Source organism: Acidovorax sp. GW821-FHT09B03 (assembly GCF_059418305.1).
In genome coordinates this window covers 115,713-139,539 of sequence record NZ_JBWKPP010000019.1, presented here as the reverse complement: position 1 = coordinate 139,539, position 23,827 = coordinate 115,713, and the positions used below count along the sequence as shown (strand labels likewise).

Annotated in this window: 20 protein-coding genes and 1 pseudogene; 13 read left to right on the top strand and 8 right to left on the bottom strand. The window is 67.1% G+C overall.

Features of this window, described 5'->3' with window-relative positions:
* Positions 1–331 precede the first annotated feature (331 nt).
* The 3 genes from cutA (at position 332) to AC07PA_RS26860 (ending at position 4,669) form a co-directional block, all read left to right on the top strand.
* Entirely contained in the window at positions 332–667 is a 336-nt protein-coding gene (gene cutA, locus AC07PA_RS26870; protein WP_494607689.1) for a divalent-cation tolerance protein CutA, read from the top strand.
* A 193-nt stretch (positions 668–860) separates the two neighbouring features.
* Positions 861–3,398: a TonB-dependent siderophore receptor gene (locus tag AC07PA_RS26865; protein ID WP_494607691.1), complete on the top strand. Its 2,538-nt coding sequence runs from the start codon at positions 861–863 to the stop codon at positions 3,396–3,398.
* An 89-nt stretch (positions 3,399–3,487) separates the two neighbouring features.
* Positions 3,488–4,669, top strand: a complete 1,182-nt coding sequence (locus AC07PA_RS26860) for a PepSY-associated TM helix domain-containing protein (protein WP_494607693.1) — start codon at positions 3,488–3,490, stop codon at positions 4,667–4,669.
* A 31-nt stretch (positions 4,670–4,700) separates the two neighbouring features.
* Here the strand turns inward: AC07PA_RS26860 and AC07PA_RS26855 are convergent, their stop codons facing one another.
* From AC07PA_RS26855 to AC07PA_RS26845, 3 genes are all read right to left on the bottom strand, one after another.
* Entirely contained in the window at positions 4,701–6,551 is a 1,851-nt protein-coding gene (locus tag AC07PA_RS26855) for a M48 family metallopeptidase (protein WP_494607695.1), read from the bottom strand.
* A gap of 279 nt (positions 6,552–6,830) precedes the next feature.
* The gene (locus AC07PA_RS26850; protein ID WP_494607697.1) at positions 6,831–7,310 is read right to left on the bottom strand and encodes a hypothetical protein; all 480 of its coding nucleotides are present in this window, start codon (positions 7,308–7,310) and stop codon (positions 6,831–6,833) included.
* Positions 7,311–7,378: 68 nt separating this feature from the next.
* Complete coding sequence (locus AC07PA_RS26845) at positions 7,379–7,633, bottom strand: hypothetical protein (protein WP_035206421.1); 255 nt, start codon at positions 7,631–7,633, stop codon at positions 7,379–7,381.
* A 554-nt stretch (positions 7,634–8,187) separates the two neighbouring features.
* Here AC07PA_RS26845 and AC07PA_RS26840 point away from each other — a divergent pair.
* Positions 8,188–10,341, top strand: coding sequence for a TonB-dependent siderophore receptor (locus AC07PA_RS26840; RefSeq protein WP_494607699.1), 2,154 nt, complete (start codon positions 8,188–8,190; stop codon positions 10,339–10,341).
* Positions 10,342–10,366: 25 nt separating this feature from the next.
* Here the strand turns inward: AC07PA_RS26840 and AC07PA_RS26835 are convergent, their stop codons facing one another.
* Together AC07PA_RS26835 and AC07PA_RS26830 are read right to left on the bottom strand one after the other, a co-directional pair.
* Positions 10,367–11,983: a tannase/feruloyl esterase family alpha/beta hydrolase gene (locus tag AC07PA_RS26835; RefSeq protein ID WP_494607701.1), complete on the bottom strand. Its 1,617-nt coding sequence runs from the start codon at positions 11,981–11,983 to the stop codon at positions 10,367–10,369.
* A 257-nt stretch (positions 11,984–12,240) separates the two neighbouring features.
* The gene (locus AC07PA_RS26830) at positions 12,241–13,299 is read right to left on the bottom strand and encodes a helix-turn-helix transcriptional regulator (RefSeq protein ID WP_494607703.1); all 1,059 of its coding nucleotides are present in this window, start codon (positions 13,297–13,299) and stop codon (positions 12,241–12,243) included.
* A gap of 189 nt (positions 13,300–13,488) precedes the next feature.
* Between AC07PA_RS26830 and AC07PA_RS26825 the strand changes: the two genes are divergently transcribed.
* The 7 genes from AC07PA_RS26825 to AC07PA_RS26795 all read left to right on the top strand — a co-directional run bounded on the left by AC07PA_RS26825 (position 13,489) and on the right by AC07PA_RS26795 (position 17,567).
* Positions 13,489–13,884: a hypothetical protein gene (locus tag AC07PA_RS26825; RefSeq protein ID WP_494607705.1), complete on the top strand. Its 396-nt coding sequence runs from the start codon at positions 13,489–13,491 to the stop codon at positions 13,882–13,884.
* 64 nt (positions 13,885–13,948) lie between these two features.
* Positions 13,949–14,797, top strand: a complete 849-nt coding sequence (locus AC07PA_RS26820) for an alpha/beta hydrolase (RefSeq protein ID WP_494607707.1) — start codon at positions 13,949–13,951, stop codon at positions 14,795–14,797.
* A 182-nt stretch (positions 14,798–14,979) separates the two neighbouring features.
* Positions 14,980–15,369, top strand: coding sequence for a VOC family protein (locus AC07PA_RS26815; protein WP_494607709.1), 390 nt, complete (start codon positions 14,980–14,982; stop codon positions 15,367–15,369).
* A gap of 28 nt (positions 15,370–15,397) precedes the next feature.
* Entirely contained in the window at positions 15,398–15,850 is a 453-nt protein-coding gene (locus AC07PA_RS26810) for a hypothetical protein (RefSeq protein WP_494607711.1), read from the top strand.
* Between the two features lie 480 nt (positions 15,851–16,330).
* Entirely contained in the window at positions 16,331–16,714 is a 384-nt protein-coding gene (locus tag AC07PA_RS26805) for a RidA family protein (protein WP_494607713.1), read from the top strand.
* A gap of 219 nt (positions 16,715–16,933) precedes the next feature.
* Positions 16,934–17,347 (top strand): hypothetical protein, encoded by a 414-nt coding sequence (locus tag AC07PA_RS26800; protein ID WP_081497245.1) that lies wholly within the window; start codon positions 16,934–16,936, stop codon positions 17,345–17,347.
* A gap of 10 nt (positions 17,348–17,357) precedes the next feature.
* Entirely contained in the window at positions 17,358–17,567 is a 210-nt protein-coding gene (locus tag AC07PA_RS26795) for a hypothetical protein (protein ID WP_081497244.1), read from the top strand.
* 4 nt (positions 17,568–17,571) lie between these two features.
* Here AC07PA_RS26795 and AC07PA_RS26790 read toward each other — a convergent pair.
* A pseudogene (locus AC07PA_RS26790) lies at positions 17,572–17,694 on the bottom strand (IS481 family transposase); the annotation flags it as partial.
* Positions 17,695–17,846: 152 nt separating this feature from the next.
* Between AC07PA_RS26790 and AC07PA_RS26785 the strand changes: the two are divergent.
* On the top strand, positions 17,847–19,469 hold the full coding sequence (locus AC07PA_RS26785) for a PAS domain-containing protein (RefSeq protein WP_494607716.1): 1,623 nt from the start codon (positions 17,847–17,849) through the stop codon (positions 19,467–19,469).
* 751 nt (positions 19,470–20,220) lie between these two features.
* Here AC07PA_RS26785 and AC07PA_RS26780 read toward each other — a convergent pair.
* Both AC07PA_RS26780 and AC07PA_RS26775 read right to left on the bottom strand, forming a co-directional pair.
* Entirely contained in the window at positions 20,221–22,263 is a 2,043-nt protein-coding gene (locus AC07PA_RS26780) for a sensor histidine kinase (RefSeq protein ID WP_494607718.1), read from the bottom strand.
* Positions 22,244–22,990, bottom strand: a complete 747-nt coding sequence (locus AC07PA_RS26775) for a response regulator (RefSeq protein ID WP_494607720.1) — start codon at positions 22,988–22,990, stop codon at positions 22,244–22,246. The genes AC07PA_RS26780 and AC07PA_RS26775 overlap by 20 nt, the downstream gene beginning before the upstream one ends.
* 150 nt (positions 22,991–23,140) lie before the next feature.
* On the opposite strand from AC07PA_RS26775, the gene AC07PA_RS26770 reads away from it, so the two are divergent.
* On the top strand, positions 23,141–23,827 hold a 687-nt coding region (locus AC07PA_RS26770), incomplete at its 3' end, for an RCC1 domain-containing protein (RefSeq protein ID WP_494655399.1).

The window sequence follows — 23,827 nt, the reverse complement described above, 5'->3', positions numbered from 1 at the left end:
CCTTCTCTTTGGTGACTTTCTCTTGGCGACGCAAGAGAAAGTTACTGCGCCGCCGGGCGCACATCCCGGCCCCCGCCCTCAACCAAAGCACAAATCAACCATCGCCCCAGAGCCAGCGCCAAAATAGACCAGGGCCAGGAGCACTAGACCCCAACCCCTACCTGTGGCAGACTCCCCGACCCAGCTCCATCACAGCGCCCCCCGGGAGACAAGCATGTTGATGACGACGACAACGAGCACCGCCTGCGCAGAGGCCACGGCTGCGGCAACCGCAACTGCAACTGCCACCGCAGCCACAGCCACAGCCACAGCCGCCCCCCGCGAAATCCTCATGGTCACCACCACGGTCGCCACCGAGGCCGAGGCCAAGCGCCTTGCCCACTCGGTGCTGCACGCGCGGCTGGCCGCCTGCGTGCAGGTGGAGCCCATCACCGCCTACTTCCACTGGGAAGGCGCGCTCGAGGAATGCCGCGAGCTGCGCGTGGCCTGCAAGACCGCCGCCAGCGCCATGCCCGCGCTGATGGCGCTGCTGCGCAAACAGCACCCCTACACGCTGCCCCAGCTCGTGGTGCAGCCATTGCAGGCATCGGCCGAATACGGCTGCTGGGTGGACGAGCAATTGGCGCCAGCACCCCAGCGCCAGGAACCCGCGATGGCCATGGCCTGAGCAAGCGGAGCAGGGCAGGGCAGGGCAGGGCAGGGCAGGGCAGGTGCATGCGCACCCCCCCAAAAAATAGTTTTCAAAAGCGTGTCCCTTTTTCGGGAACCGTTCGGCATGGTTTGGAAGGCGCTGGTGATCAATCGATCAAGCCAGTTCCTGCCACTCCAACCCAACCCGAACGAACCCGAGGAGGACGCGCATGGCGCCCGTTGATGCTGACCACCTGCCGAGCAGACGCACCCCGCTGCTACACCAAGATGCCCCGCTGCTGACCAACCGCGCCACGCCGCTGGCCCGTGCCGCGCATGCGCTGTGCGTGGGCATCGCCATCGCGGCGGCGGCATCGCCCGCCGCCTGGGCGCAAACCAGCGCTTCCGGCGGCACGGCGGCGCAGGCCGCCACGCGCAGCTACGACATCCCCGCCGGCCCGCTGGGTCCCACGCTCTCGCGCTATGCCGGTGCAGCCGGCGTCACGCTGTCGTTCGAGCCCGCGCTCACCGAAGGCCTGCGCAGCCCCGGCCTGCAGGGCAGCGTGGCGGCGGTCGAAGAAGGCTTTGCCCGCCTGCTCGTGGGCAGCGGCCTCGAAGCCGTGCCGCGCAACGGTGGCGGCTACACGCTGCGCCGCGGCGCGCCAGCGCCTGCGCCCGCAGCGGCGGGCCGCACCTCGTCCACAGACACCCAGCTGCCCACCGTGCGCGTGGCGGCCGAGCGCGAGGCCGCGTGGGGCCCGGTGGAGGGCTACCGCGCCACGCGCGGCGCGGGCGCCACCAAGATGGACGTGCCCGTGCTCGAAACCCCGCAGCAGGTCTCCACCATCGCCGCCGCGCAGATCCGCGACCAGGCCATATCGAGCGTGGCCGAGGCCGTGCGCTACAGCGCGGGCGTGCGCCCGGCGGACTACGGCATCACCGACGACGACGTCTCCATCCGCGGCTTCTACCTCACCGGCACCGGCCTGTACCGCGACGGCATGCGCCTCATCCACAACGGCTTCATGACCAACCTGGAGCCCTATGGCCTGGAGCGGCTGGAGGTGGTGCACGGCCCGGCCTCGGTGCTCTACGGCCAGTCGGCGCCCGGCGGGCTGATCAACGCCGTGACCAAGCGCCCGCGCGCCGGCATGCAGCGCGAGGTGGGGCTGGAGCTGGGCAGCCATGACCGGCGCCAGGCCACGGCCGACATCGGCGGTGCGCTCAACGCGCAGGGCACCGTGCTCGGCCGCCTCACCGTGCTCAAGCGCGAGGCCGGCACGCAGTGGGACGACCTGCGCAACGACCGCACCTACGTGGCCCCGGCCATCACCCTGCAGGGCGACCGCACCACGCTCACCTTGCTGGCGCACCACCAGCAGGACGACACGGGCTACATCATTCCCTACTACCGCAACACGCCCGCCGGCCCGGCCAGCGAGCGCATCAACGTCAACGGCCCGGGCTCGGGCCACCACAAGGAGGCCTGGTCGCTGGGCTACCTGCTCGAGCACTCCTTCAGCGACAGCCTGACCGTGCGCCACAACCTGCGCTACCTCGACGGCAGCAACCACCGCTTGGAGATGCGCAACCGCGGCCTCCTGGCCGACCAGCGCAGCATGGCCCGCCTGGCCATGGTGCGGCCCGACGCCGAGAAGACCCTGGTGGTCGACACCCACCTGGAGGCGCGCCTCAAAAGCGGCGAGGTCTCGCACCAGCTGCTGGCCGGGCTCGACTACTACCACTCCAAGCTCGACTGGCGCATCCACTCGCTCAACGGCGCCGTGGCGCCCATCGACCTGGTCAACCCCGTGTACGTGCAGCCCGACTGGGGCAACAACTACCTGAGCGACCGCGCCCTGGCGCGCAACACCCAGGTGGGCCTGTACCTGCAGGACCAGATCAAGCTGGGTGAGCGCTGGGTGTTCAGCCTGGGCGGCCGCTACGACACGGCCCGCATCGACACGCAATACGATGCGCGCCTGGCCAACAACACCGCCTTCACCACCACCCATGTGGACCGGCGCGACAACGCCTTCACCGGCCGCGCGGGCGCCATCTACCTGGCGCCCAATGGCCTGGCACCGTACGTGAGCTTCAACACCGCCTTCCAGCCACCGTTGACCACGGTGACCGCCGTGGACGCCAACGGCACGCCCTACGAGCCCGAGACCGCGCGCCAGGCCGAGGTGGGCCTGCGCTACGCCCCGCAAGGCGCCGGCTACACGCTGAGCGCCGCCGTGTTCGACCTGCGCAAGCGCAACGTGCGCACGCCCTCCACCATCAACCCGCGCTTCGACGTGCAGACCGGCGAGGTGCGCAGCCGCGGGCTGGAGCTGCAGGGCTCGGGCGACGTGGGCGGGGGCTTCTCGGTCATCGGTGCCTACACGTACCTCAACGCCAAGGTCACGCGCAGCAACAATGCACTCGAAGTCGGCGAGCGCCCGGGCGCCACGCCCGAGCATGTGGCATCGCTCTGGGGCAAGTACCAGCGCGGCCCGCTGGAGCTGGGCCTGGGCGTGCGCCACATCAGCGCCACGGTGGGCGAGCTGCGCGTCGCCACCGGCCCCATCCCCACCAACGACGGCTACACCCTGTTCGACGCCATGGCCGCCTACGACGTGGGTGCCTGGCGCCTGTCGCTCAACGTGACCAACCTCGGGGACAAGCGCTACCGCACCCAGTGCAACACCTTCCGCGGCGGCGCGGAGTTCTGCGCGCTGGGCTTTGGGCGCGAGGTCAAGGTCGCGGCGGCCTACCGGTTCTGATCCAAGGGGTGGGAAGGAGAGGGCGCCGGCAGGGCGGGCCACGCGCTTGGCCTGCCGGCCGCTTTCACTCCACTCCGTTCTGAAGCGCCATGCGCAAGCTGCTGGTACTCCTGCACCGCTGGGCCGGCCTGTTCATGGCCGTGTTCCTCGCCATGGCCGGGCTCACGGGCTCGGTCATCGCGTGGGAGCACGAGCTCGACCGCTGGCTCAACCCGGGCTTTCACTACGCTGCGCCGTCCGGTGCTCCGCTGCTGCCCGCCACCGAAGTGGCACGCCGCGTGGAGGCCGCGCACCCCGCGCTGCAGGTCAGCTTCATGCCCCTGGCGGCCGCACCGGGCCAGACCCTGGTGATGATGGTGGCGCCGCGCATGGATGCCACCACCGGCCAGCCGCATATGCTCGGCTTCGACCAGATGGCCGTGCACCCCGCCACGGCCCAGGTGCAGGGCACGCGCACCTGGGGCCAGGCCTCGCTGGCGAGCCAGGACATCGTGCCTTTCCTGTACAAGCTGCACCATACCCTGTTCCTGCCGCGTGCCTGGGGGGTGGACTGGGCTGTGTGGTTCCTGGGCGCGGTGGCCATGCTCTGGGTGGTGGACTGCTTCATCGCGCTGTGGCTGGCCTTTCCGCGCTGGCGGGCCTGGCGCAAGTCCTTCGCCTTCCGCTGGTCGCGCGGGGCGCGCACCGTCAACTTCGACCTGCACCGCTCGGGCGGCGTGTGGACCTGGGTGCTGATGCTCGTGCTGGCCGTCACCTCGGTGGCCATGAACCTGCACGACGAGGTTATGGAGCCCGTGGTCAACGTGTTCTCGCGCACCAGCGCGAGCCCCTTCGACGAGCGCCCGCGCCGCGCGCCTGCGCAGCAGGCGCCGCCGCAGGTGGACCGGGCCGAGATCGTCGAGCGGGCGCGGGCCGAAGGCCTGCGCCGCGGCTGGGCCGACCCGCCGGGCTTTCTCACCTACCGGCCCGCGTTCGACCTGTACGGCGTGGACTTCTATGTGCCCGGCATCAGCCGCCCCGGCCTGGGCCCGCCGCGCCTGTACTTCGACGGTGCCACCGGCGCCCTGGCCGGCCAGCGCGTGCCGGGTGAGGGCACGGCCGGTGATCTGTTCATGCGCCTGCAGTTCCCGCTGCACTCGGGCCGCATCGCGGGCCTGCCGGGGCGCATTCTGGTCACCGTGCTGGGCCTGGCCGTGGCGGTGCTCAGCGTGACCGGGGTGGTGATCTGGTGGGGGCGCAGGCGCGCGCGGCGCGCGTCGGAGGCCTGCTGAATGCCGGGCGCGCGCCTTCTTCTGCTGGCGCTCAGGCCTCCTGCTGCTGCGCCCGCATGATCTGGTGGCGTTGCCAGTAGTGGCCAACCTTGGCGTTGAAGGCGTCCTTCTCCTTCTTCAGGCCGCCGAGCTTGATCTTGCTGGTCTTGGCGCCGATCATGGCTTTTTCAGGGTGGGTGACGATCAGGGCATTGCCCCAGGTGCTCTCCTTGAATTCCAGCGCCTTGATGGCGTCCCAGGCCACCGTCACGCCATCGGCCGAGGTGGCGATGCCCTCGATGCTGACGGTCACCGTGTCGCTGCCCTTCAAGGCGTACTGCACCGGCGGAAAGTACTGCAGCACCAGCGCACGCTCTTCGTCGTTGGCCGGCTCGTAGCGGTAGGCCAGGCTGCGCTCGTGCTCTGCCGCAAAGGCCTGCTCGTAGGCGCCCCACATGCGCTGCTCGATGGCATCGGCCGTGAGGATCTGCTGCGCCCAGGTGGCGGCCGGCACGCGCACGACGATGGCGCCGTAGTCGCTTTCGGCCAGGGCCACGCCCACGGCGCGCATGCGCTCGGGCATGGCGGGGTGCGAGTCGAAGGGGTGGGGCACGTTGGCCGTCTTCATCTCCGATAGGAAGTCGGCCGATGCGGCATAGGGTGGTAGCCCTTGGGCCACATAGCTGGCAATGCCCAGCGCGGCGGCATCGTGCTTGCGGTTCTGGCCGAAGAGTTCGCTCTCGATTTTGGAGCGGTACTGCGCATAGGCGGCGATCTTCACCAGTGATTGTGCAATCGCATCGGGCGAGACCAACTTGGCGGCAGTGCGGTCGGCCTCAAACTCGCGTGCGCGGCTTTCGCGCGCCAGCGCCACCTCGAAGATGGTGCGGTACAGGTCGATCAGCGGCAGGAACACGGCCGTCAGGCCGCCCTCGCGCATGGCGTGGCGGTAGTGGTCGTACTGGTGGATCTTGGGGCCCAGCAGCGCGCTGCTCTGGGTGTCGCCGCCGCGCAAATGCGCCAGCTCATGGCCCAGCACGGCATCGGCTTCTGCCTGGTCGAGCAGGCGCAGCAGGGGGATGCTCACGAACAGGGTGCGCCCGGTGAGCCGCTGGTTGCCCACGGTGAGCGGCGCCTCGGTAACGAAGAAGTTGGCGTCGATGCCGGCCACGATGTTGCGCGGCGGCTCGGTCTTCAAACGCTCGGCCATGTGGCGGATGCGTGCCCACAGCAGGGGCGCATCCGCCTCGGTGAGCAACTCGCCATCGACGCCGTTGTTCAGTTGCACCCGCTTGAAGATGCCCACCACCGCCATGAAGACCCCGCACGCGACCAGGATCCCCACCAGGATGATGAGCTTGGGCCAGTACTTGTGCATGAAGAACGCCGTCACCCAGAACGACAGCCACACCGCGAGGGCGCCCTGCACGACCAGCGAGCTGGCGCTGGCCCAGGTGGTCAGGTGCCAGCCGGTGACGAAGCTGGTGTACTGCAGCCGGCGGTTGACGAAAGCCAGTGCACCGAGGCCCAGCACCGCCGCCAGCAGCGCGACCCCGGCCACCATGCTCCACAGCGACACCTGGCGCACCAGGTTGAACTGCCACAGCTCGCCGTAGGTCTCGCACAGGGCCTCGCGGTAGTCCGCCACCTCAGGGTCCTGGTTGGTGCAGATGGTGGAGGGCGGGTTGGCGCGGTAGAAGTCCTTTTGCGCCTGCTTTTCGGCCGCGGGCATGCCCTTTTCGGCATCGATGCGCTGGCTGATGCGGGCGATGAACTGGGCGTCCTCGTCGCGCTGCGCATACCCCGTGAACAGGTAGGCGGCCAGTGGGATCAAGAGCAGCGCAAGCAGCGAATAGGCCAGGTACTTGGCCAGGCCCAGGCGCAGGGCAGAAGGGATGTTCATAGAGGCACGCGAATGGTTGTGTGTGTTTTTCCGGTCCGGCATGGAGCCCGGGGGCGCGCTGGCAGCGCGCCCCTTTCCTCTCTCCATGGCAGCGGATTATCTGGACGCGTGGGCTCTGCGGCTGCGCCAGGAAGTAACACTTGGAACGGCGGCGCCGGTGTGTGACATTTGGCACGGATGCGGCGACAAATGGGTGGCCTGCCGTGGCGGCAGCCCCCGATACCGGGCGCCTGGCCACCCGTGTCGGCTGGCGATGCGCAGGCGGCAGGCAACCGCGAATTACTTCGGGCTTTTCAGGACGACTTCGGCAAAGCAGTAGTACACCATGTCGTCGTCTTCCTTCTGCTTGCAGTTGTTCTCGGCCACCTGCAGGCGGCGCGTGGTGGCCGGCAGGGGCTCGAACTGCACCTTCACGATCTTGCGCTTGCCGGGCCGGATGCTCTCCATCCCCTTCGCGCACGACCTGATGCCCGACACGCTCAGCTGCTTGAGCACCAGCCCGCTGTCCAGGTCCTTGAGCGTGAACGCCTCGGGGCGGTGGTTGGGCTGGATGCAGGCCTCCGCGATCCCGTCGCTGGTGTTGCCCACCACGATGGTCACCGTCGTGCCCTTGGGCGTGACGGTGATGTCCCGCAGAACGGTGTCGCTGTCCTCGGGCAGCGGCATGTTGAGCTTGTAGCTTTGGGCGTGGGCGCTGCCTGCGGCACCCAGGGTGAAGGCTGCCAGGACAGCGGAGGCTGCCAGAAGTTTGGTGAACACGGTGACTCTTTTCAAGGGATGGAGAGGGGATTTTTCGGCTGCAGAGCGGGCGCTGCCTGCCGCTCGCGTCACTTCCACTGCCGGCCATCGCCAGCAGCGCAACCGTACGGGGGAATGGACTTGGCAAACCGCTCCTGCAACTGTGCGCAGCCCCAGCGGTTGAGCGGCCCCGGTGCCCTGGAGTTGAGCGCGATGCCGATTTCTTCATAAGGCGACTTGGCCTTGCTGACATAGTCGTACCAGCGTTTGCCGACATACAGCGTGACCACGGCCGTGGCGATCAGGACCACGAGAAGGACTTTGAGTGCAGGGGATTTGTTCAAGAAATGGAGCCCGGTTGGAGGTGTGAAGCGCTAGGCAGGTGCGATTGTGTTGGCGTTCCCTGGCCCAGCGGCCCTGCTTTGCGCATTCGTGCCGCCAGTCGTGAAGCAATGCACACATTCGGCACATACCGTGGCCGCGGGTTTGTGCAGTGCTTGTTGCGCGTCCGCTGATCGTGCGGTGCCTGCAAGCAGGCGGGCGCAACGCCCGGGGTCGGGGCGAGTCCGTCGTGGCGCTTATGCCCGTTTGCCTCCCGGGGTTGTCGGCATGCGCTTGAAATCGTTCTAAAATAAAACTGATTCGCGTTACGGTGTTGCCGTACCCGTGTTGTCAGCCAGTGCCCGGCGGCCCTTCGCGGTCGTCCGGTGGCCCGCAGCCTCTGCGAGCCGCCTGCGCGCCAGCCAGCCAATCCCGCTCCCCCATGACCGACCCCGCGCTTGCTGCCATTGCGTGCAGCGGCTGGGCTGCGCGCGCTCCGCGCATCCATGCGCGCAGTGTCGGCGCGGTGATGGGGGCATGCATTCCTCCACCTTCCTTCGCCCACAGGCCTTCGATGATGTCCCGATCTCCCTTGTCCCTCGCGCCCGTGGCGCTGGCCGTGATGGCCCTTCTCGCCGCCAGCGCCGCCCGCGCGCAAACAACAGCAGAACCCGCCGTCGGCGCCGGCAATGCCACCACCACCAACCTGCCCCCGGTCACCGTGCGTGCCCAGCAGGACCGCACCAGCACCGAAGGCACCGAGCGCTACAACAGCACCCAGGCCACGGTGGGCAAGGCCGCGGCCGAACTCAAGGAGATCCCCCAGTCCATCAGCGTGGTCACCCAGCAGCGCATGGAAGACCAGAACATGCGCAACGTCGAAGAGGTGCTGGAGCAGACCGTGGGCTACGTCTCCGAACGCTTCGACAGCGAATCGGCCTCGTACTCGTCGCGCGGCTTCGCCATCAACAACTACATGATCGATGGCGTGCCCGCACCGGGCACCGCCGCCGCGTGGGATGCCGTTCTGTTCGACCGCGTGGAGCTGCTGCGCGGGCCCTCGGCGCTGTTCAGCGGCGTCTCCAGCTCGGGCGGCGCCGTGAACCTGGTGCGCAAGCGCCCGCAGGATGCCTTCCAGGCGCGGGGTGCGGTGCAACTGGGCTCGTGGTCCACCAAGCGGGCCGAGGTCGACGTGACCGGCCCGCTCAACCAGTCGGGCACCATCCTGGGCCGCCTGTCGGCCGCCAAGCAGGAGGGCGGCACCTACCAGAGTGGCGCCCAGCGCGACCGTTATGCGATTGCCGGCTCGCTCGACTTCAAGCTCGCGCCCACCACCAGCCTGCTGGTCGGCGCGCATGCGCAAAAGGTCGATGGCTGGCTTACCGGCGGCCTGCCTTCGTACACCACTGGCGCGCTGCTCGATGTGCCGCGCTCCACCTGGCTGGGCGCGGACTGGAACCGCTCCGAGCAGGACGAGAAGTATGTCTACGCCGAACTCACGCACCGCTTCAACGACGACTGGCGCGCCCGCCTGCACTGGAGCGGCTACCGCAACGACCAGGCCACCAACTACCTGTACCTGCCCAGCGGCCAGGTCACGCCCACCAACGGCCGCACCAGCCTGATGCTGTGGTTCAACCAGACGCGCATCGAGCAGAACGTGCTCGACGCCAACCTCACCGGCAGCTTCAACGCCCTGGGCCGCAAGCACGACGTGGTGGTCGGCGCCGACTGGCGCCGCAACACCAGCGCCACCACCTCGGGCCGCTATGCCAACTACTACGTGCAGGATGTGTACGCGCCCGACCATTCCGCCGTGCCGTACCCTGACCGCCCGGCCACGGCGCGCTCGCAGTCCGAAACCTCGCAGTACGGCCTGTATGGCCAGACGCGCCTGCGCATCACCGACCCGCTGACCGTGGTGCTGGGCGCCCGCGTGAGCTGGTACGACACGCAAAGCCGCAACCTGCTGCCCACCACCGGCGCCTGGACCACCAACCAGGTGGACCACAAGCTCAGCCCCTACGCCGGGCTGACCTATGCGTTCACCCCGCAGGTCTCGGGCTACGTGAGCTACAGCGACGCCTTCACGCCGCAGACGCAGCTGGCCTTTGGCGGCGGCGTGATCGACCCCATCGTGGGCAAGCAGCTCGAAGTCGGCGTGAAGGGCGAGTTCTTCGACCGGGCGCTGACCACCAACGCCGCCGTGTACCGCATCCGCGAGGTCAACCGCGCCCAGGCCGATCCGGTCAACACCGGCTTCTCCATCGCCCAGGGCGAGGTGGAGAGCAAGGGCGTGGAGCTCGAAGTCTCGGGCCGCATCACCAAGCAGTGGAACCTGTACGCCGGCTATGCCTACAACGAGAACCGCTACGTGCGCGACGCGTCGAGCGGCGGCCTGCCGCTCAACGCCCTCACGCCGCACCACAGCGTCAAGCTGTGGTCGCAGTACCGCTTCAACGACGGCCTGCTCGATGGGCTGAGTGTCGGTGCAGGCGTCAACGCCTACAGCAGCGCCAGCGGCGGCAACGCCACCACCAACACCCACCGCCCCGGCTTCGGCATTGTCAATGCCGCCATCAGCTACCGCATCGACCCGCGCTGGACGGTGGCGCTCAACCTCACCAACCTCACCGACAAGGTCTACTGGCAGCGCGTGTACACCACGGGCCGCAGCAACTTCTTCGGCGAGCCGCGCAACGCCAGCGTGACGCTGCGCGCGAGTTACTGACCGCAGCCCGGCGCCGCAGCGGGTATTACACGGCGGAGCAGCTGAAGCTCTCCGCCTTGGCCGGGTCGCCCTTGCCGTCATAGCGCGGGAACTTCGGGTACTCGCACACCGGGCGCTGCAGCACCGGGGTCTGCTTGCCGGCGCGCGGGTCGGCGGGTTCGTAGCGGGTGGCCACCAGCCTGTCGGGCGTGCTGCCGCGCTCCACCCAGGCGTCCATGGCGGCCAGCAGGTCGATGCTCACCGGGTCGGTGCCCGGGCCGTCCAGGTTGTGGCCGATGGAGGGCGAGGTCAGCATGCGCGCAAAGCCCTGCACCTTGCCGGCGCCCAGGCGCTGCTTCACGCTGTCCAGGTACTCGGCCGTGCGGTACACCGACACGCAGGCGTCGCCCATGCCGTACCAGATCAGCAGCTTGCCGCCGTTGTCGGCAAAGGCCGAGATATCGGGGTTGGTCGCGTCGATCAGGTTCGCCAGGCGCAGGTACGGGGCCTGGTAGCGGGTGGGGTCGTGCTGGAGCAGGTCCGCCGCAGGGTTGCCCTCCACCAGCCGTGCCGCGGCCAGCGCGGCCATGTAGTTGAACGAGTCGCGTGCCGCAAAGCTGGGGCCGAACACATAGGCCTCCCAGTCCGACGTGGCCGCGCCGCCGCGCCCATAGCCAGGGTAGCCGCGCGCGCCCTGCGAAAGGGTCACCGGCACGTCCTTGTTCGCGTAGATCAGGCGCACCGATTCGATCTGCCCGGCGGTCAGGCAGCTGTCGTTGTCCGCGCCCTTGCACAGCAGCTCGGTGGGCACGTAGTTGCAGGCGGCCACGTTGCCGATGATCCCGTCCGCCAGGCCGTCCAGTGCGTCGCAGGCCGCGGTCTCGGCCTTGGCGTACAGCGCGATCTTGGCGGGGCTCAGCCAGTTCTCGGGTTTCGAGAAGACGTGGTGCAGCAGCGTGGGCCCCAGGTTGGTCTGGTGCGCCTGCTGGCTGATGGCGGGCTCCATGGCCACCACGCCGTCGTAGTCCTTGGGGTAGTTCTGCGTGGCGGCCAGGGCCGAGCGCCCGCCGTTGGAGTGGCCGATGTGGTAGCGGCGCGTGGGCCGCTTGCCGTAGAAGTCGGCGGCGATGGCCGTGCCCACCTCCAGCACGAAGTGGTTGGCGTCGAAGGCATGGTTGCGCAGCGCCACGTCGCTCGCGCCCCAGGCAAAGCCGGGCGCCAGGTGGCCCGAGTCGGAGCTCATCTTCACGTAGCTGTGGGCCGACGCGCCGATGATGTGCTGGTACCACGGGTCGTCGGTGGGGATGAATCCGTCGAACGCGCCGCCGCCCACCGTCAGGGTCTTGCCGTTCCACACCGCGCCTGCGGGAAGCTCCACCGCCCAGTGGATGGTGGACTGGGGCGAGGAGACGATCTCGCCGCGCACGATGCACACCTCGGGCAGCAGGCCCTCGGCCGCGCGCAGCTCCGTGCGGGTGATGCTGGCGCCATGGGGCAGGGTGGCCGTGCGGTAGGTCGGGCAGGCCTGGGCCAGCGGCTGGCTGGCAGCGGGGGCACCGCTGTCGCTGCCGCCGCAGGCGGTGAGGGCCAGCGCGGCCAGGGTGGCGGCGAGCAGCGCAGGGCGGCCGCTGGCCGTGCCGGCGGTCGGTGGGGTTGAAAGCATGGAATGCGTCTCCTGTTGTTGCTTGGGTTTTCCGAAGCCTTGGGGCTCCGGGCGCAACGATAGGGACGGGTGGGTGTTTTGACGCCTCTGCAAATGCAGAGGGACAGGGAAAGTACCAGTCACCCCCTGAGTCGCTTCGCGCCTTCCCCCTTGAAGGGGGACGCCCCCGGTGCGGCGGGGCGGCCCTTGCACGGGGGCACTGGCCTCGGCAGCGACAGTTGCAAGCAAGGTGCAGGTTGCTCGGCGTAGCCACTTTGTCACTGCCGGCGCAGCGCGGCGACGAGTTCCACCTTGTTGCGCACCCCCAGCTGCGCGTAGGCGCTGCGCAGGTAGGTGCGCACCGTGGCCGGTGTCAGGCCCAGCGTGGCGGCAATGCCCTTGTACGAATGGCCATGCGCGTACAGCGTGGCGGCGCTCAGCTCGCGCGGGGCCAGCGGCGGCTTGCCGGCGTGGGGCGACGGGATGCTGATTGCCAGCAGCGGCCCACAGGCCTCCAGCCGCAGCCGGCAGGCGCGGCCCAGCGCCAGGCTGCCCGGCAACGTGGCCGGCAGGGCCGCCAGCAGTGCCGGGGGCAGGGCGGTGCCCGACCAGTCCGGGTACGCTGCCTGCAGCGCCAGCCCCACGCGCAGGCCCACGAAGAGCAATTGACCCGCGCCATCGGCCAGCGCATAGCTGTCCCACGGGCCGTTGCCTGCGGGCGCCGTCTGCAACTGCTCCAGCCGGTGCTGCCAGTGGCCCAGCAGATGCGGCACGAACTCGCCGAACAGCGCCGCCTCCTGGTCCGTGAAGTTCGGCCGGCCCGGGCCGCGGTACATGCTCACGAAGAACATCAGCCCGCTGCGCGGCATGGCCACCGTGACCGCCATGCAGTGGTACAGGCCGTGGCGCCGGCAGAAGGCATCGATGTCCGGCGGTATCTCCACGCCCTGTGGGGGCAGGTCGTCGGCGCTCTCGCGCAGCACCACGCCCAGGCGGTCCATGGACTGCTGGGCGAACACATCGGCCATGGCCAGCGCATTCCACTCCGTGGCAAAGCCCTTGGCCAGGCCGATGCTGCCGTGCAGCCAGTTGCGCGGCGGCGCATCGGCATGCCCGGCCGACACCTCGCCCCACCAGGCGGTGTCGAAGTCCACCAGCATGCTGCGCATCGTTTCCAGCGCCTGCAGCAGCAGGCCCTCCGGCGGCGCCGTGCGCGCCAGGGCGGCCAGCTGCAGCAGGCTGGCGCTCAAGGCACGCAGGGGCTCGAAGGCGGGGGCTGCCAAGCCGGCAGGCGCTGCCAGTGGCTGGGGCGGGCTCGTGGTGGGTTGGGCCTGCATGGTGGCGCCAGTCTCCTGGGATGTTGTTGTGTTCGCTCGCTCGATCGATCGGCTCTTTGGCAGGCGGCATGGTACGCAAATTCGCCCCGCAGGAGTTGAGGGGCATGGTCAGAATCCGGTTTGCGGGGGCGTGCCGAGGTGGTAGGCTGGCCGAGTGCCTGGCCCGTCCCCTTGCCAATTCGTTCATCCATGGAACCTGCCATCCACTTCCTCACCCGGCTCTTCGACGTCTCGCGGGAGCCCGACAACCCCATCAATCCCATCCGGGGCCATTCCCTGCTCGAATGGCTGCGCACGCGCGTGCCCGCGCATCTGGACATGACCGACGCAGACGCCGAAGACTGGGGCTGGTACGCGCATGTGAGCTGGGAGGGCCGCACCTACATGGTCGGCGCCGCCGCCAATGAGAGCGAGGACGGCAAGCACGAATGGGTGCTGTCGCTGACCAAGCACCGCTCGCTCAAGGAGCGCGTGCTGGGCAAGGCGAAGATGGCCGGTGCCAGCGATCCGTGCTTCGGGTTCTTCCATGGCCTCATCGCGCAGGAACCCGCGTTCGAGAAGGTTTCCGTGGAGGGGGCGAAGTGAGGCCTCGGGTTTTCGAGCCCACTTCGCTCGCACGTTGTACCTGATGGGCTGGCGCGGAGCGGCTTTGGCCGCCCTGGTATTGGTGCTGGGCTTTGCCGTGGCAGCGGGGGCTGTTGGCGAATGGCTCAGCCACCCTGCCAACCGCACGATGGGTCCGCCACCGCCGGATTTCTCAGCGCGCGAGGTCCGCATCGACACCGCACCTTCGGGCCACGTGGCGGGCTGGCTTTCTCCCGGGCAGCCAGGCAAGGGGGCCGTGCTGCTGCTCCATGGCGTGCGCTCGGACCGCACCCAGATGCTGGGCCGCGCCAGGTTCCTGAACCGGGCGGGCCATGCCACCCTGCTGGTCGATTTGCAGGCGCACGGCGAAAGCACCGGCGAGCGCATCACTTTTGGCGCGCGCGAGGCGGCGGGGGTGCAGGCGGCACTTGCGTTCCTGCGGCATGAATGCCCGGGCGAGCGCATCGCGGTCGTCGGCGTGTCGCTGGGCGCCGCCGCCACCGTGCTGTCACTGCCTTCCCCCGCGCCCCATGCGGTGGTGCTCGAATCCATGTACCCCACCATCGAAGATGCGGTGACCAACCGGCTCACCACGGTGCTGGGCCCTGCGGGCGCAGTGTTGGCGGGTCCCCTGCTGTGGCAGCTGCCGCTGCGTGCCGGGGTCTCGACCAGCGACCTGCGGCCCATCGATCACATTTCCCGGCTGGGGGCGCCCGTGCTCATTGCCTCGGGGGCGCAGGACAGGCACACCACCTGGGCCGAGACCCGGCAACTCTTCGATGCGGCGACCGGGCCCAAGGAGATCTGGCGGGTGGACGGGGCTGGGCATGTGGACCTGCATGCTTACAGCCCTCAGGAGTATGAGCGCCGGGTGCTGGGGTTTCTGGGGAAGTACCTGCGCTCGGGTGGTTGAGCCTGCGGGCGCGACCTCGCGTTTCCCCGGGTGCTGTGCTGCGAGCGGCGCGCCTGCAAGCGCCAGGCGTTCTTGAGGGCCTTCGCCAGCCCGCTCGGGCCCAGAGGCACAGCCTGCTGCCAGAGCCTGGCAGCACCGCCTTCTAACCTTGCTCCTTTCTTTTCTTGAGCAAGGAGCTTCGCATGAAGTTTGCATCCGTCCGCCTCGTCACAACGCAATTCGAGGCGCTCGTCGCGTTCTACACGCTGCTGTTGGGCACCACGGCGACCCGCCTGGCCGATGGCTTTGCCGAGGTGCGCCTGGAGGGCGCCACGCTGGCGATCTCCGAGGAGCGCCTGGTGCAATTGTTCAACCAGGGCGCCGCCACGGCAGCATCGAACCGGTCCGCCATCCTGGAGTTCGAGGTGGCCGACGTGGATGGCACACTGGCACGCATGGAGGAGGCCGCCGCCGAGATCGTCATGCCAGCCACGGTGATGCCCTGGGGCAACCGGTCTGCCCTGCTGCGCGATCCCGACGGAAGTTTGGTCAACATCTTTTCCAGGCCCGTGGCTCAGGTGCCCTCTACCTGACCTGCCTGGGCTCCGGCGACAATGGACCATGGACATCACTATCGAAAGCATCGATACCAGTGCGATGAAGCCGCTGGGGTTCACGCAGCTGCCCAGCTATCCAGTGCGGTTCTCCTCGGCCCTGGTCAGCGGCGCTGCGCGCCTTGTGCCCTTTGGGGATGACGCTTCGGAGTATCTTGGTCGAACGCTGTATGTGGAGCTTGCTCAGGAGCGGGTGAGCGGTTTTGAACGGGCTGCACCACCGCATTTTTTTGAGGAGGCAATGGTCGCGCTGGAGGAGCAAGGTTCATTTCAAGTGCATGGCCGGATTGCTTCGGCAAGGGCTACCTCCGATTCTTGCGGTTCCGTCGTGGTGACTGCAGTCGCTGGTGCTGCGGCTTTTTTCCTGTCGGACAAGGATTTCGCAGACGAGTCTCTTCAAGAAGGTGACGCGGTTACCTTCCGTGTCCATGGACTGTCTTTCTGGGACGAGCAAATTTAGATCCGCCGAACCTTTGCCTCATGAGACAACTGTCTTCTTCCTTGTCTTCCCGTTCCAAGTGGGGCCGCTTTCTCATCATCGTGTCGGGACTGCTGGTACTGGCTGCTGTCCGTTTGATGGAGGATGGGTTGTCCTGGCGGTTGGTCCTTGAAGCGTGCGGAATGATTGCATTCTTCTGGGTAACGGACATGGTCTTTTCCTCCGATTTGGCAGATGAAGTGCAGGACTGCGGAGATCATCTGATGGTCCGTCGTGGAGAGGTCACGGAGCGAGTCCTGCTGACCAATCTGCGCTCTGTCGAGGTGGACCCTGACGGGGAGGTCATGACGCTCCACTTTGTGAGATCCACTGCGTTCGGCCGGAAGATTGCGTTCAATCCGGTGGCAAGCTTGCGGCTCAACCCCTTTCGCGAGCATCCGCTGGTCGAGGACCTGATGAACCGAGCCCATGCGGCCAGGCTGCAGCTGGAGACATCCACCCATGCACTTCACCCCCGTCAACTCCCCTTTGGCCCCCGCGCCTTCCGGCGGCTACTCCCAGGCCCTGGACGTGCAGGGCGCCACGCGCTGGCTGGTCATCAGCGGCCAAATCCCCGTTGACCGGGCCGGCGTGGTACCCGCCAACTTCGCGGAGCAGGCCGACCTGGTGTGGGCCAACCTCCGGGCCCAACTCGATGCCGCGGGCATGGGCGTGGCCAACCTGGTGAAGGTGACCACGTTTCTCTCATCGCGGCAATACGCGCAGGAGAATGGCGAGGCGCGCCGGCGCGCGCTGGGCGGCCATGCGCCGGCGCTCACGGTCATCATCGCCGGCATTTACGATGAGGCCTGGCTGCTGGAGGTCGAGGCCGTGGCGGCGGGGTGACACACCTCGCTCTGTTGCCTGCGCACAGAATCGCTGGGATCAACGCGGTCCCGGCTTTCGGGTGGCGCAAGGCAAACACGGTCAATGTTGAACACTTCGCATCTCAAGGGGCATCGCCCCGCTGAAGCCTGGTTTGAAAATCGCAAGCGGGCGTTGGGGCGTGATGGAGGATAATTTGGCTCTTATAACTGTGGCTTATTGAATCGCTAGGAAAACAACGTGCTGTTAACTGATATCGCCGTCGAGCACACGCTGGCGTCTAAAAATGGAGGACCTCGTGAGACGTTTTCTGTGCATCCCTTTACGAATACTCAACGGGATTCTCTTGGTAAGTTTGAGATCGTACGTAGCGTCCGTAAGCTGGGGGATAAAGAAGTGAAGTGCTCAACATTCGTTTCGTTTCAGCAGTTGGCGGAGTTATACGCAAAAGGGGTGCTCGACGAATTCGGGTTTTCCGTTCGTATGTGTGCTGCTGGTGGCAAGTACCCCAGTACGAATCCCGTAAAAAAAATACTCCCAACCAGTATCAAACCTGGCTCACCGTTCGACCTGGCGGTTCAAGGCATCGATGTTTCAAAACCAGCTACCCGCGAATTGAGAACAGCGTTGCTTCGCACTGACATCAAGCTTTAAGGGCACACCTGTGAGTCCATCTGTTGCCGATTTAGAAATCGTCGCTACTTTCAAGCGGGCCGAGGCAGATGCTGCCCACAAGTCCGGATTGATCAAGGCTGCTGCGAAAAAGGGGCCGAAGGCCATCCAGGCAGCCGTCGACGCAGCTGCAAAGGCGGCAAAACGCCGGGACGCATACGCAAAGAAGCTAGATGCCTTGGGCGTGAGCCTCAAGGATTGAGGCATCATCCGCCGATTTCCGGGACCAGCCGCTGAGCGCAACGGTCGTCGGAACGATCATATGGCCGCTTGTGGAGCAGATCCGGGTGCTCTTGGTACCACTCTTTCATGGCCTGCATCGGCGTCCGCTCTGCCCAAACGTTGGGCGACCGCTTTCCGGAAGAGGTGACTGGCAGCTTTGGGGCACGAGCCTGCCCAAAACCCCTGCCATACTTGATATGGTGTGGTTGATTTTTCTATCCGTCGGCTTCACCTGACTCCCTTTTCGCGACAGCCCTGCATGCCTACCCCTCTCACGCCGTCCGCAAAACTACTGCAACTGCTACCCGAGGCGGTGGTGCAGACCGATGCGCTGTGGGAGATCACTTACCTGAATCCGGCGTGGACAACGCTCACCGGCCATTCGGTGGAGGCAGCGCTCGGCAGGTCCCTGCTTGAATTTGTGCATCCTGGCGACATTGGCACCATGCGCTCGGGCATGCCGGTGTTCCGGTTGCGATTTGCCGACGCGAACTATCGCTGGGTGCGTCTGAAACTCCACCCGGAGACGGATGCGGCGGAGCGGGTGATCAGCCGCCAGGGTGTCCTGATCGAGATCACCGAGGTCACCGAGCAGGTGCTGGTGGAGATTCGCCAGCGCTTTTTGCGCTTACTGGAAACCATTGATGGCGTAGTTTGGGAAGCTGAAATCGGCGTGGGCAATACTTTCCTGAGCCCGCAGGTCGAACGGTTGTTCGGTTTCTCCGTGGAGGAGTGGCGGTCTGACCCGGGCTTTTGGCGGGCGCATGTGCATCCCGATGATCTGGCGCAGGCCCTGCTTATCGATGATGCCGCCTACAACGCGACGCAAAGCTATGCCTACGAGATGAGTTATCGGCTGATTGCAAAATCCGGCAAGGTCGTGTGGGTGCGCGATCTGTGCCGTGCAGTGGTCGAACCGGGGCGGCCGAACCGCATGATCGGCCTGATGATCGACGTCACCCAGCAGAAGAACACCGAACTTGAGTTGTTGCGCTCCGAAAACCGCTATTCGCTGGCGACCCTTGGATCCAATGACGGCATCTGGTACTGGGACTTGCGAACTGACGCCCTGCATGTGTCCGGGCGCTTTCACCAGATCGTCGGGCTGGGTAGCGGCGATCATGTACACGACGGTGGATGGAGCTTTCTGGAGCAACTCATCGATCCCGAAGATCGCGTGCGCGTGCAGGCGGCCTACCGCAGGCATCTGTCGGGGAACAGCCCGAACTTTTCGGTGGATTTCCGCGCGTTCCACGCGGCTGGACGGCTGATGTGGGTCAATTGGCGCGGGCTCGCCGAGTTTGAAGACGGCGTTGCGGTGCGCATAGCGGGCTCGTTGAGCGATCTGGCTGACCGTGGCAGTTCCTACGATGCGCTGACCAGCTTGCCCGGCCGGCCGTTGTTCCGTGATCGCCTCGCGAATCTCATGGCGCTGCACCAGAACGAGGCTGCGAATGGTGATGGCGTGCCAACACGCGATGGAACCACCATGTTCGCCGTGCTGCTGCTGGATCTCAACGGGTTCAAAGCCGTCAATGACAACTACGGGCATCATGTGGGCGACCGGCTGTTGCAGCAGGTGGCGCGGCGGCTCGAATCCTGCGTGCGGGCGGTTGATCTGGTCGCCCGCATGAGTGGTGACGAATTCAATGTGCTGTTGGAGTCCATTGATCCCGCTGAGGCCAGCAACCGCGCTCAACAGATCGCCGCCGCCCTCGCAGCGCCTTATGTGGTCGGCGAACACACCGTGATCAGTGGCGCGAGCATTGGACTTGTCAGCAGTGCATCCAGGCTGGCGACGGTGGACGACTACCTGCGCGCCGCAGACACCGCGATGTACCAGGCCAAAAGCCAGTCATCGGGCGTGTGCGTGTTTCAATAAAAGGTGTCAGAGACGACTTCCTGCGCGGCTGTCGCATGGCTCGTTTCACTCGTCCCTTAGTGCTCCGGACAGGACATGAACCTGCCCGCGTTTTGTGCCAAAGGTCGCTGTTGTGGAGACTAGCTGACCGCAAACGAGCCTCGCAACGATTGGACGCAGCCATCACCGAATGACTCAGTTAAGCCTGAAGCGGCCGTCAACTTTTCACTCCCCAAATGGCAGCTTTTGGCCTATAGCGGCAGTCTGGCTGGTTGCACCCGTGCCCTGTGTCACCCAAGAAGGCGAGTCAGCGAAGCTGAGCAGATGCTCATCGCCGACAACCTGGGCGTGTTCGCCAGCACGGAGAAATGCCCCAGTCCTCCAGTGTGTTTGTAGGCCCGGGTCATCCCCCAGCCTGGCCGCTCAGGGCGCATCCGGAAACCGCTCCACATGCACTTCCCCCTTGCGTCCGAAGTAGCTCACATGCCGCCCGGCGATCCACACCATGCGTATTTCGGTCGCCGCTGGACAGTGGGCGCGAATTGAATTGGACAGCGGGAGCGGCTGGAACTGGACACACAGATCGGCGCTCGTGGCCATCCCAGGTCGCTGACGATGAGCGTCTGTTCAAGTTCGCTGTGTCGCCATCTTGGGTGATACAGCCCAAAAGCGTGACCAGCTAGACTTCCGCTTTCGGTCAGAATGCATCTTGAAACTTGCACCCCCCCGTGCATGAATCAGCCAATCGTCTCTCGGTTCTACAGAACCGTTTCTATCGGCGCGGTGCTTGCAGGGGCAGGCTCAGGCTGAACGTGTTGCGGTACTGCACGTTCAGCGGCCCATTCACCATCTGCCAAGCGTATTCGGCGCCAATGGCCAGCGCCCGGCTGCGCACGTTGGCCAGGCCCTTGCCCAGGCTGCGTTCCGAGTGCGTGTCGGGTGCGGGGCCGGCATAGGGCTGGCCATCGTCGCGCACCCACACCATCACAAAGCCGGACTGCGTGCCCGTGGCAATCTCGATGGCGCGCGCCCCACTGTGCTTGACGATGTTGGTCAGCACTTCCTGCAGTATGCGCAGTATGTGCAGCGCGCTCTGCGGGTCCAGCCAGGGCAGGGGCGGTATGTCCTGCACGCGCCAGTGCAGCGTGAGCCCGGCAGCCTGCAGGCGTGGCCCCAGCCGAAAGCGCAGCGCTGCCAGCAGGCCCAGCAGGTCCGTGTCGGCGTGCTCCAGCGAGTCGATGGAGAGCTTGAGGTCCTCGATGCATTCGGTGAGCACGCGGGCCATGTCGGCTTCGGTGAGCTGGCTCTCCTGCGCCATGCGCAATGCGCTCAGCAGCGATGAGCCGATGCCGTCGTGCATCTCCTGCATCAGGCGGCGGCGCTCGGCGTCCAGCGTCTGCTGGCGCTCCAGCGCGCTCAACTGCTGGTAGCTGGCAGCCAGTTCCTGTTCGCGGGCGGCAAGGCGCCGCTCCAGCTCGGCGTTGGCCACTTCCACACCATGGATGGCGCCCACGTACTTTCGGTAGCCGATGGCCAGAAAGGCGGCGAGCGCGCCGATGGAGGTGTAGGGCGTGAGGTACGGGGGCCCGGTGTCCAGTACATAGCTTTGCAGCAGCAGGTCGTACACGCCCGCGGGGATGAAAAGCAGCATCCAGACGGCCAGCATCCGCCCCGTCAGCGTGCCCGCGCTCCAAGCCACCCGGCTCCCGGAGACGACGACCACGGCCAGCAGCAGCATCGCAGCGGCAGTGGCCAGCGGCAGGACTGCATCGATCTGCAGCAGCCAGGGCAGGGGCAAAGTGACCACCGTCGCGCCCGATTGCAGCAGCACCATGGCGCGCTCCAGCCGGGGCCGGCGCTGCCCGTGGACGCGCAGGATGAACAGGTAGATGAACACCATCGACCATCCCAGCGCGTTCACCGTGAGCCAGCCGAACCAGGCCTCGGGCAGCAGCAGCGGTTGGTCGCCCAGGGTGAAGTGAACCATGCGCAGCCCGTGGGCCAACGATGCGGCAAAGAACAGCAGATAAGGCGTGTCGCTGCGGCGCACGCACCATACAGCCAGCGCCATCAGGCCCAGCGCCACGTACACCGCCGAGACAATGGCCAGCAGGTCCACCTGCAGCCAGGTGCGCAGCCGGTAGGCGGGCAGCAGCTCGGGCACCGGGCCGATCCACGCCCTGGACACAGCGCCGCCCACTGCGGCCTGGCTGGCCATGCGCAGCAGCACCTCGCGCGGCGCGGTGGCAGGGCCGGTGGCGGTGGTGCCGTGTGCCGGCGCTGCGCCTGTCGTTGCTGCAGGCAGGGGCTCCCACAGCGGCTGGTTGAAGCTGTTCCACACCCGGCTGCCCCCCTGCTCGCCCGTGCCGAGCACCAGAGCGCCGTCAACGTACACGGCCACGTTGCCGATGGTCTGCCAGCGCGGCAGGTACAGCGCAGCGGCTACCGCACCGGGGCCTTGCAACGCCTGCGGCACGGGCAGCCGGTACCACACCACCTGTGGCAGCGTGCTGAGCGAAGCGGCGGTCTCGGCGACAGAGCGCGAGCGCGCGTGCGGCAGCGCGACGGACTTGCCGGCGGTGACGTCCAGCGCCTCACGTGGCACCGAGGCCGGAGCATCCCACCCGGCGCCGGGTTGCTCAAGCAGCACGGCCTGATCGATGCGCCATGGCGTGTGCGTTGGGCCAGCCGGCGCACTTCCCGCCAGAATCAGCAGCCCCGACACAAGCCACAGGGCGCCGCAGGCGGCCAGCCAGGGGCCCATGCGGCCGCCGGCATGGTCCGCCAGCCGGGCCTCAGTGCGCAAGGAAGCCATGGCGCTGCGCTTCGATGATGGCCTCGGCCCGGGTGCGCACTTCCAGCTTGGCATAGATGCGGCGCACGAAGGTCAGCACCGTGGTGTGCGATATGCCCAGGGCTGCGGCGGTCTCCTCTGCGGTGAAGCCCTTGCTCACGCGCAGCAAAACCTCGTGTTCGCGCGGCGACAGCGTTACCGTGGGCCGGGCCGGCGGTGCCGCCACCTCCTGCACCGCGGGTGCCTCGGCCTGCACCTCGCGCGGCGCCTGACGCAAGGCCGTGCGCGCGAGGATCTTGCGCGCCACCATCGGGCTGATGGGGCTGCCGCCAGCGTGCACGCTGCGTATCTCGTTGACCAGCCCGGGGGCGGTGGCGTCCTTGAGCAGGTAGCCCATGGCACCGGCCTCGATGGCCGGCAGCACATGCATCTCGTCGCCGAAGATGGTGCTCACCAGCACGCTGCACGCGGTCCATTGCTGGCGCGCCGCGGTGATCACGTCCAGCCCCGAGCCATCGGGCAGGCCCAGGTCCACCAGCAGCACGTCCACCGCCTGGCGCGGCAGCAGCGCCAGCGCCTGCGCGCGGCTGGCGGCCTGCAGCACCAGGTGCATGTCGGGTTGCGCCGAAATCGCCCGCTCCAGGATGGCGCGGGTCTTGGCGTCGTCCTCCACCACGCCCACGCGGATGGTGGATGCGGGCATCGGCAGGGGTGCAGGCTCGGGCGCGGCGTCGGGGGCAGCAGGCATGGCCGAGATTATCGACAGCGGCGCCCCGCTGTCTGTCATCAGTTCTGAGGACAGACAGGCGGCGTGAAAGCCTCTAGATTCGCAGCCGCACCCAGGTAACCCGTCCCACAGGGCCCGGTTACCCCCTGATTCGACCAGAAGGCCACTTCCATGGACACCCACGCCACTTTCACTGCGCCGCGCCGTCACAGGCTTTCTTGGTTTGCCATGGGGTTCCGATGGGCGCAAGCGTTGTTGCTGACCTGGCTGATGGCAGTGTTGCCTGCCCACGCACAGGCGCCTGAACCTGCCTCCGTGCTGGGACAGCCTGTTCAGCAAATGGCCACAGGGACAAACCACTCCTGTGCGTTGACAGCCGCTGGGGCCGTCCTGTGCTGGGGCTACAACGGAAACGGCCAGCTGGGCGATGGCAGCACCAGCCAAAGACTCACGCCGCAGCCCGTGACGGGCCTGGCCAGCGGGGTGGCGGCCATGGCGGCAGGGAGCCAGCACACCTGCGCGCTGACCACGGCCGGGGCCGTGCTGTGCTGGGGCCTCAACTTTTCCGGCCAACTGGGCGATGGCAGCACCACCAGCAAGAGCACGCCGCAGCCTGTGACGGGCCTGGCCAGCGGGGTGGCGGCCATTGCGGCAGGGAACCAGCACACCTGTGCGCTGACCACGGCCGGGGCCGTGCAGTGCTGGGGCGGCAACGACCAAGGCCAACTGGGCGATGGCAGCACCACCGACAAAACCACGCCCCAACCCGTTACAGGCCTGGCCAGCGGAGTGGCGGCCATTGCGGCAGGGGGCAACCACACCTGCGCGCTGACCACCGCCGGGGCCGTGCTGTGCTGG

Excerpts from the sequence above, each read along its gene's own strand:
- cutA (WP_494607689.1), top strand. The coding sequence starts at position 332 with ATGGTCACCACCACGGTCGCCACCGAGGCCGAGGCCAAGCGCCTTGCC.
- AC07PA_RS26865 (WP_494607691.1), top strand. The coding sequence starts at position 861 with ATGGCGCCCGTTGATGCTGACCACCTGCCGAGCAGACGCACCCCGCTG.
- AC07PA_RS26860 (WP_494607693.1), top strand. The coding sequence starts at position 3,488 with ATGCGCAAGCTGCTGGTACTCCTGCACCGCTGGGCCGGCCTGTTCATG.
- AC07PA_RS26855 (WP_494607695.1), bottom strand. The coding sequence starts at position 6,551 with ATGAACATCCCTTCTGCCCTGCGCCTGGGCCTGGCCAAGTACCTGGCC.
- AC07PA_RS26840 (WP_494607699.1), top strand. The coding sequence starts at position 8,188 with ATGTCCCGATCTCCCTTGTCCCTCGCGCCCGTGGCGCTGGCCGTGATG.
- AC07PA_RS26835 (WP_494607701.1), bottom strand. The coding sequence starts at position 11,983 with ATGCTTTCAACCCCACCGACCGCCGGCACGGCCAGCGGCCGCCCTGCG.
- AC07PA_RS26830 (WP_494607703.1), bottom strand. The coding sequence starts at position 13,299 with ATGCAGGCCCAACCCACCACGAGCCCGCCCCAGCCACTGGCAGCGCCT.
- AC07PA_RS26825 (WP_494607705.1), top strand. The coding sequence starts at position 13,489 with ATGGAACCTGCCATCCACTTCCTCACCCGGCTCTTCGACGTCTCGCGG.
- AC07PA_RS26815 (WP_494607709.1), top strand. The coding sequence starts at position 14,980 with ATGAAGTTTGCATCCGTCCGCCTCGTCACAACGCAATTCGAGGCGCTC.
- AC07PA_RS26810 (WP_494607711.1), top strand. The coding sequence starts at position 15,398 with ATGGACATCACTATCGAAAGCATCGATACCAGTGCGATGAAGCCGCTG.
- AC07PA_RS26805 (WP_494607713.1), top strand. The coding sequence starts at position 16,331 with ATGCACTTCACCCCCGTCAACTCCCCTTTGGCCCCCGCGCCTTCCGGC.
- AC07PA_RS26785 (WP_494607716.1), top strand. The coding sequence starts at position 17,847 with ATGCCTACCCCTCTCACGCCGTCCGCAAAACTACTGCAACTGCTACCC.
- AC07PA_RS26780 (WP_494607718.1), bottom strand. The coding sequence starts at position 22,263 with ATGGCTTCCTTGCGCACTGAGGCCCGGCTGGCGGACCATGCCGGCGGC.
- AC07PA_RS26775 (WP_494607720.1), bottom strand. The coding sequence starts at position 22,990 with ATGCCTGCTGCCCCCGACGCCGCGCCCGAGCCTGCACCCCTGCCGATG.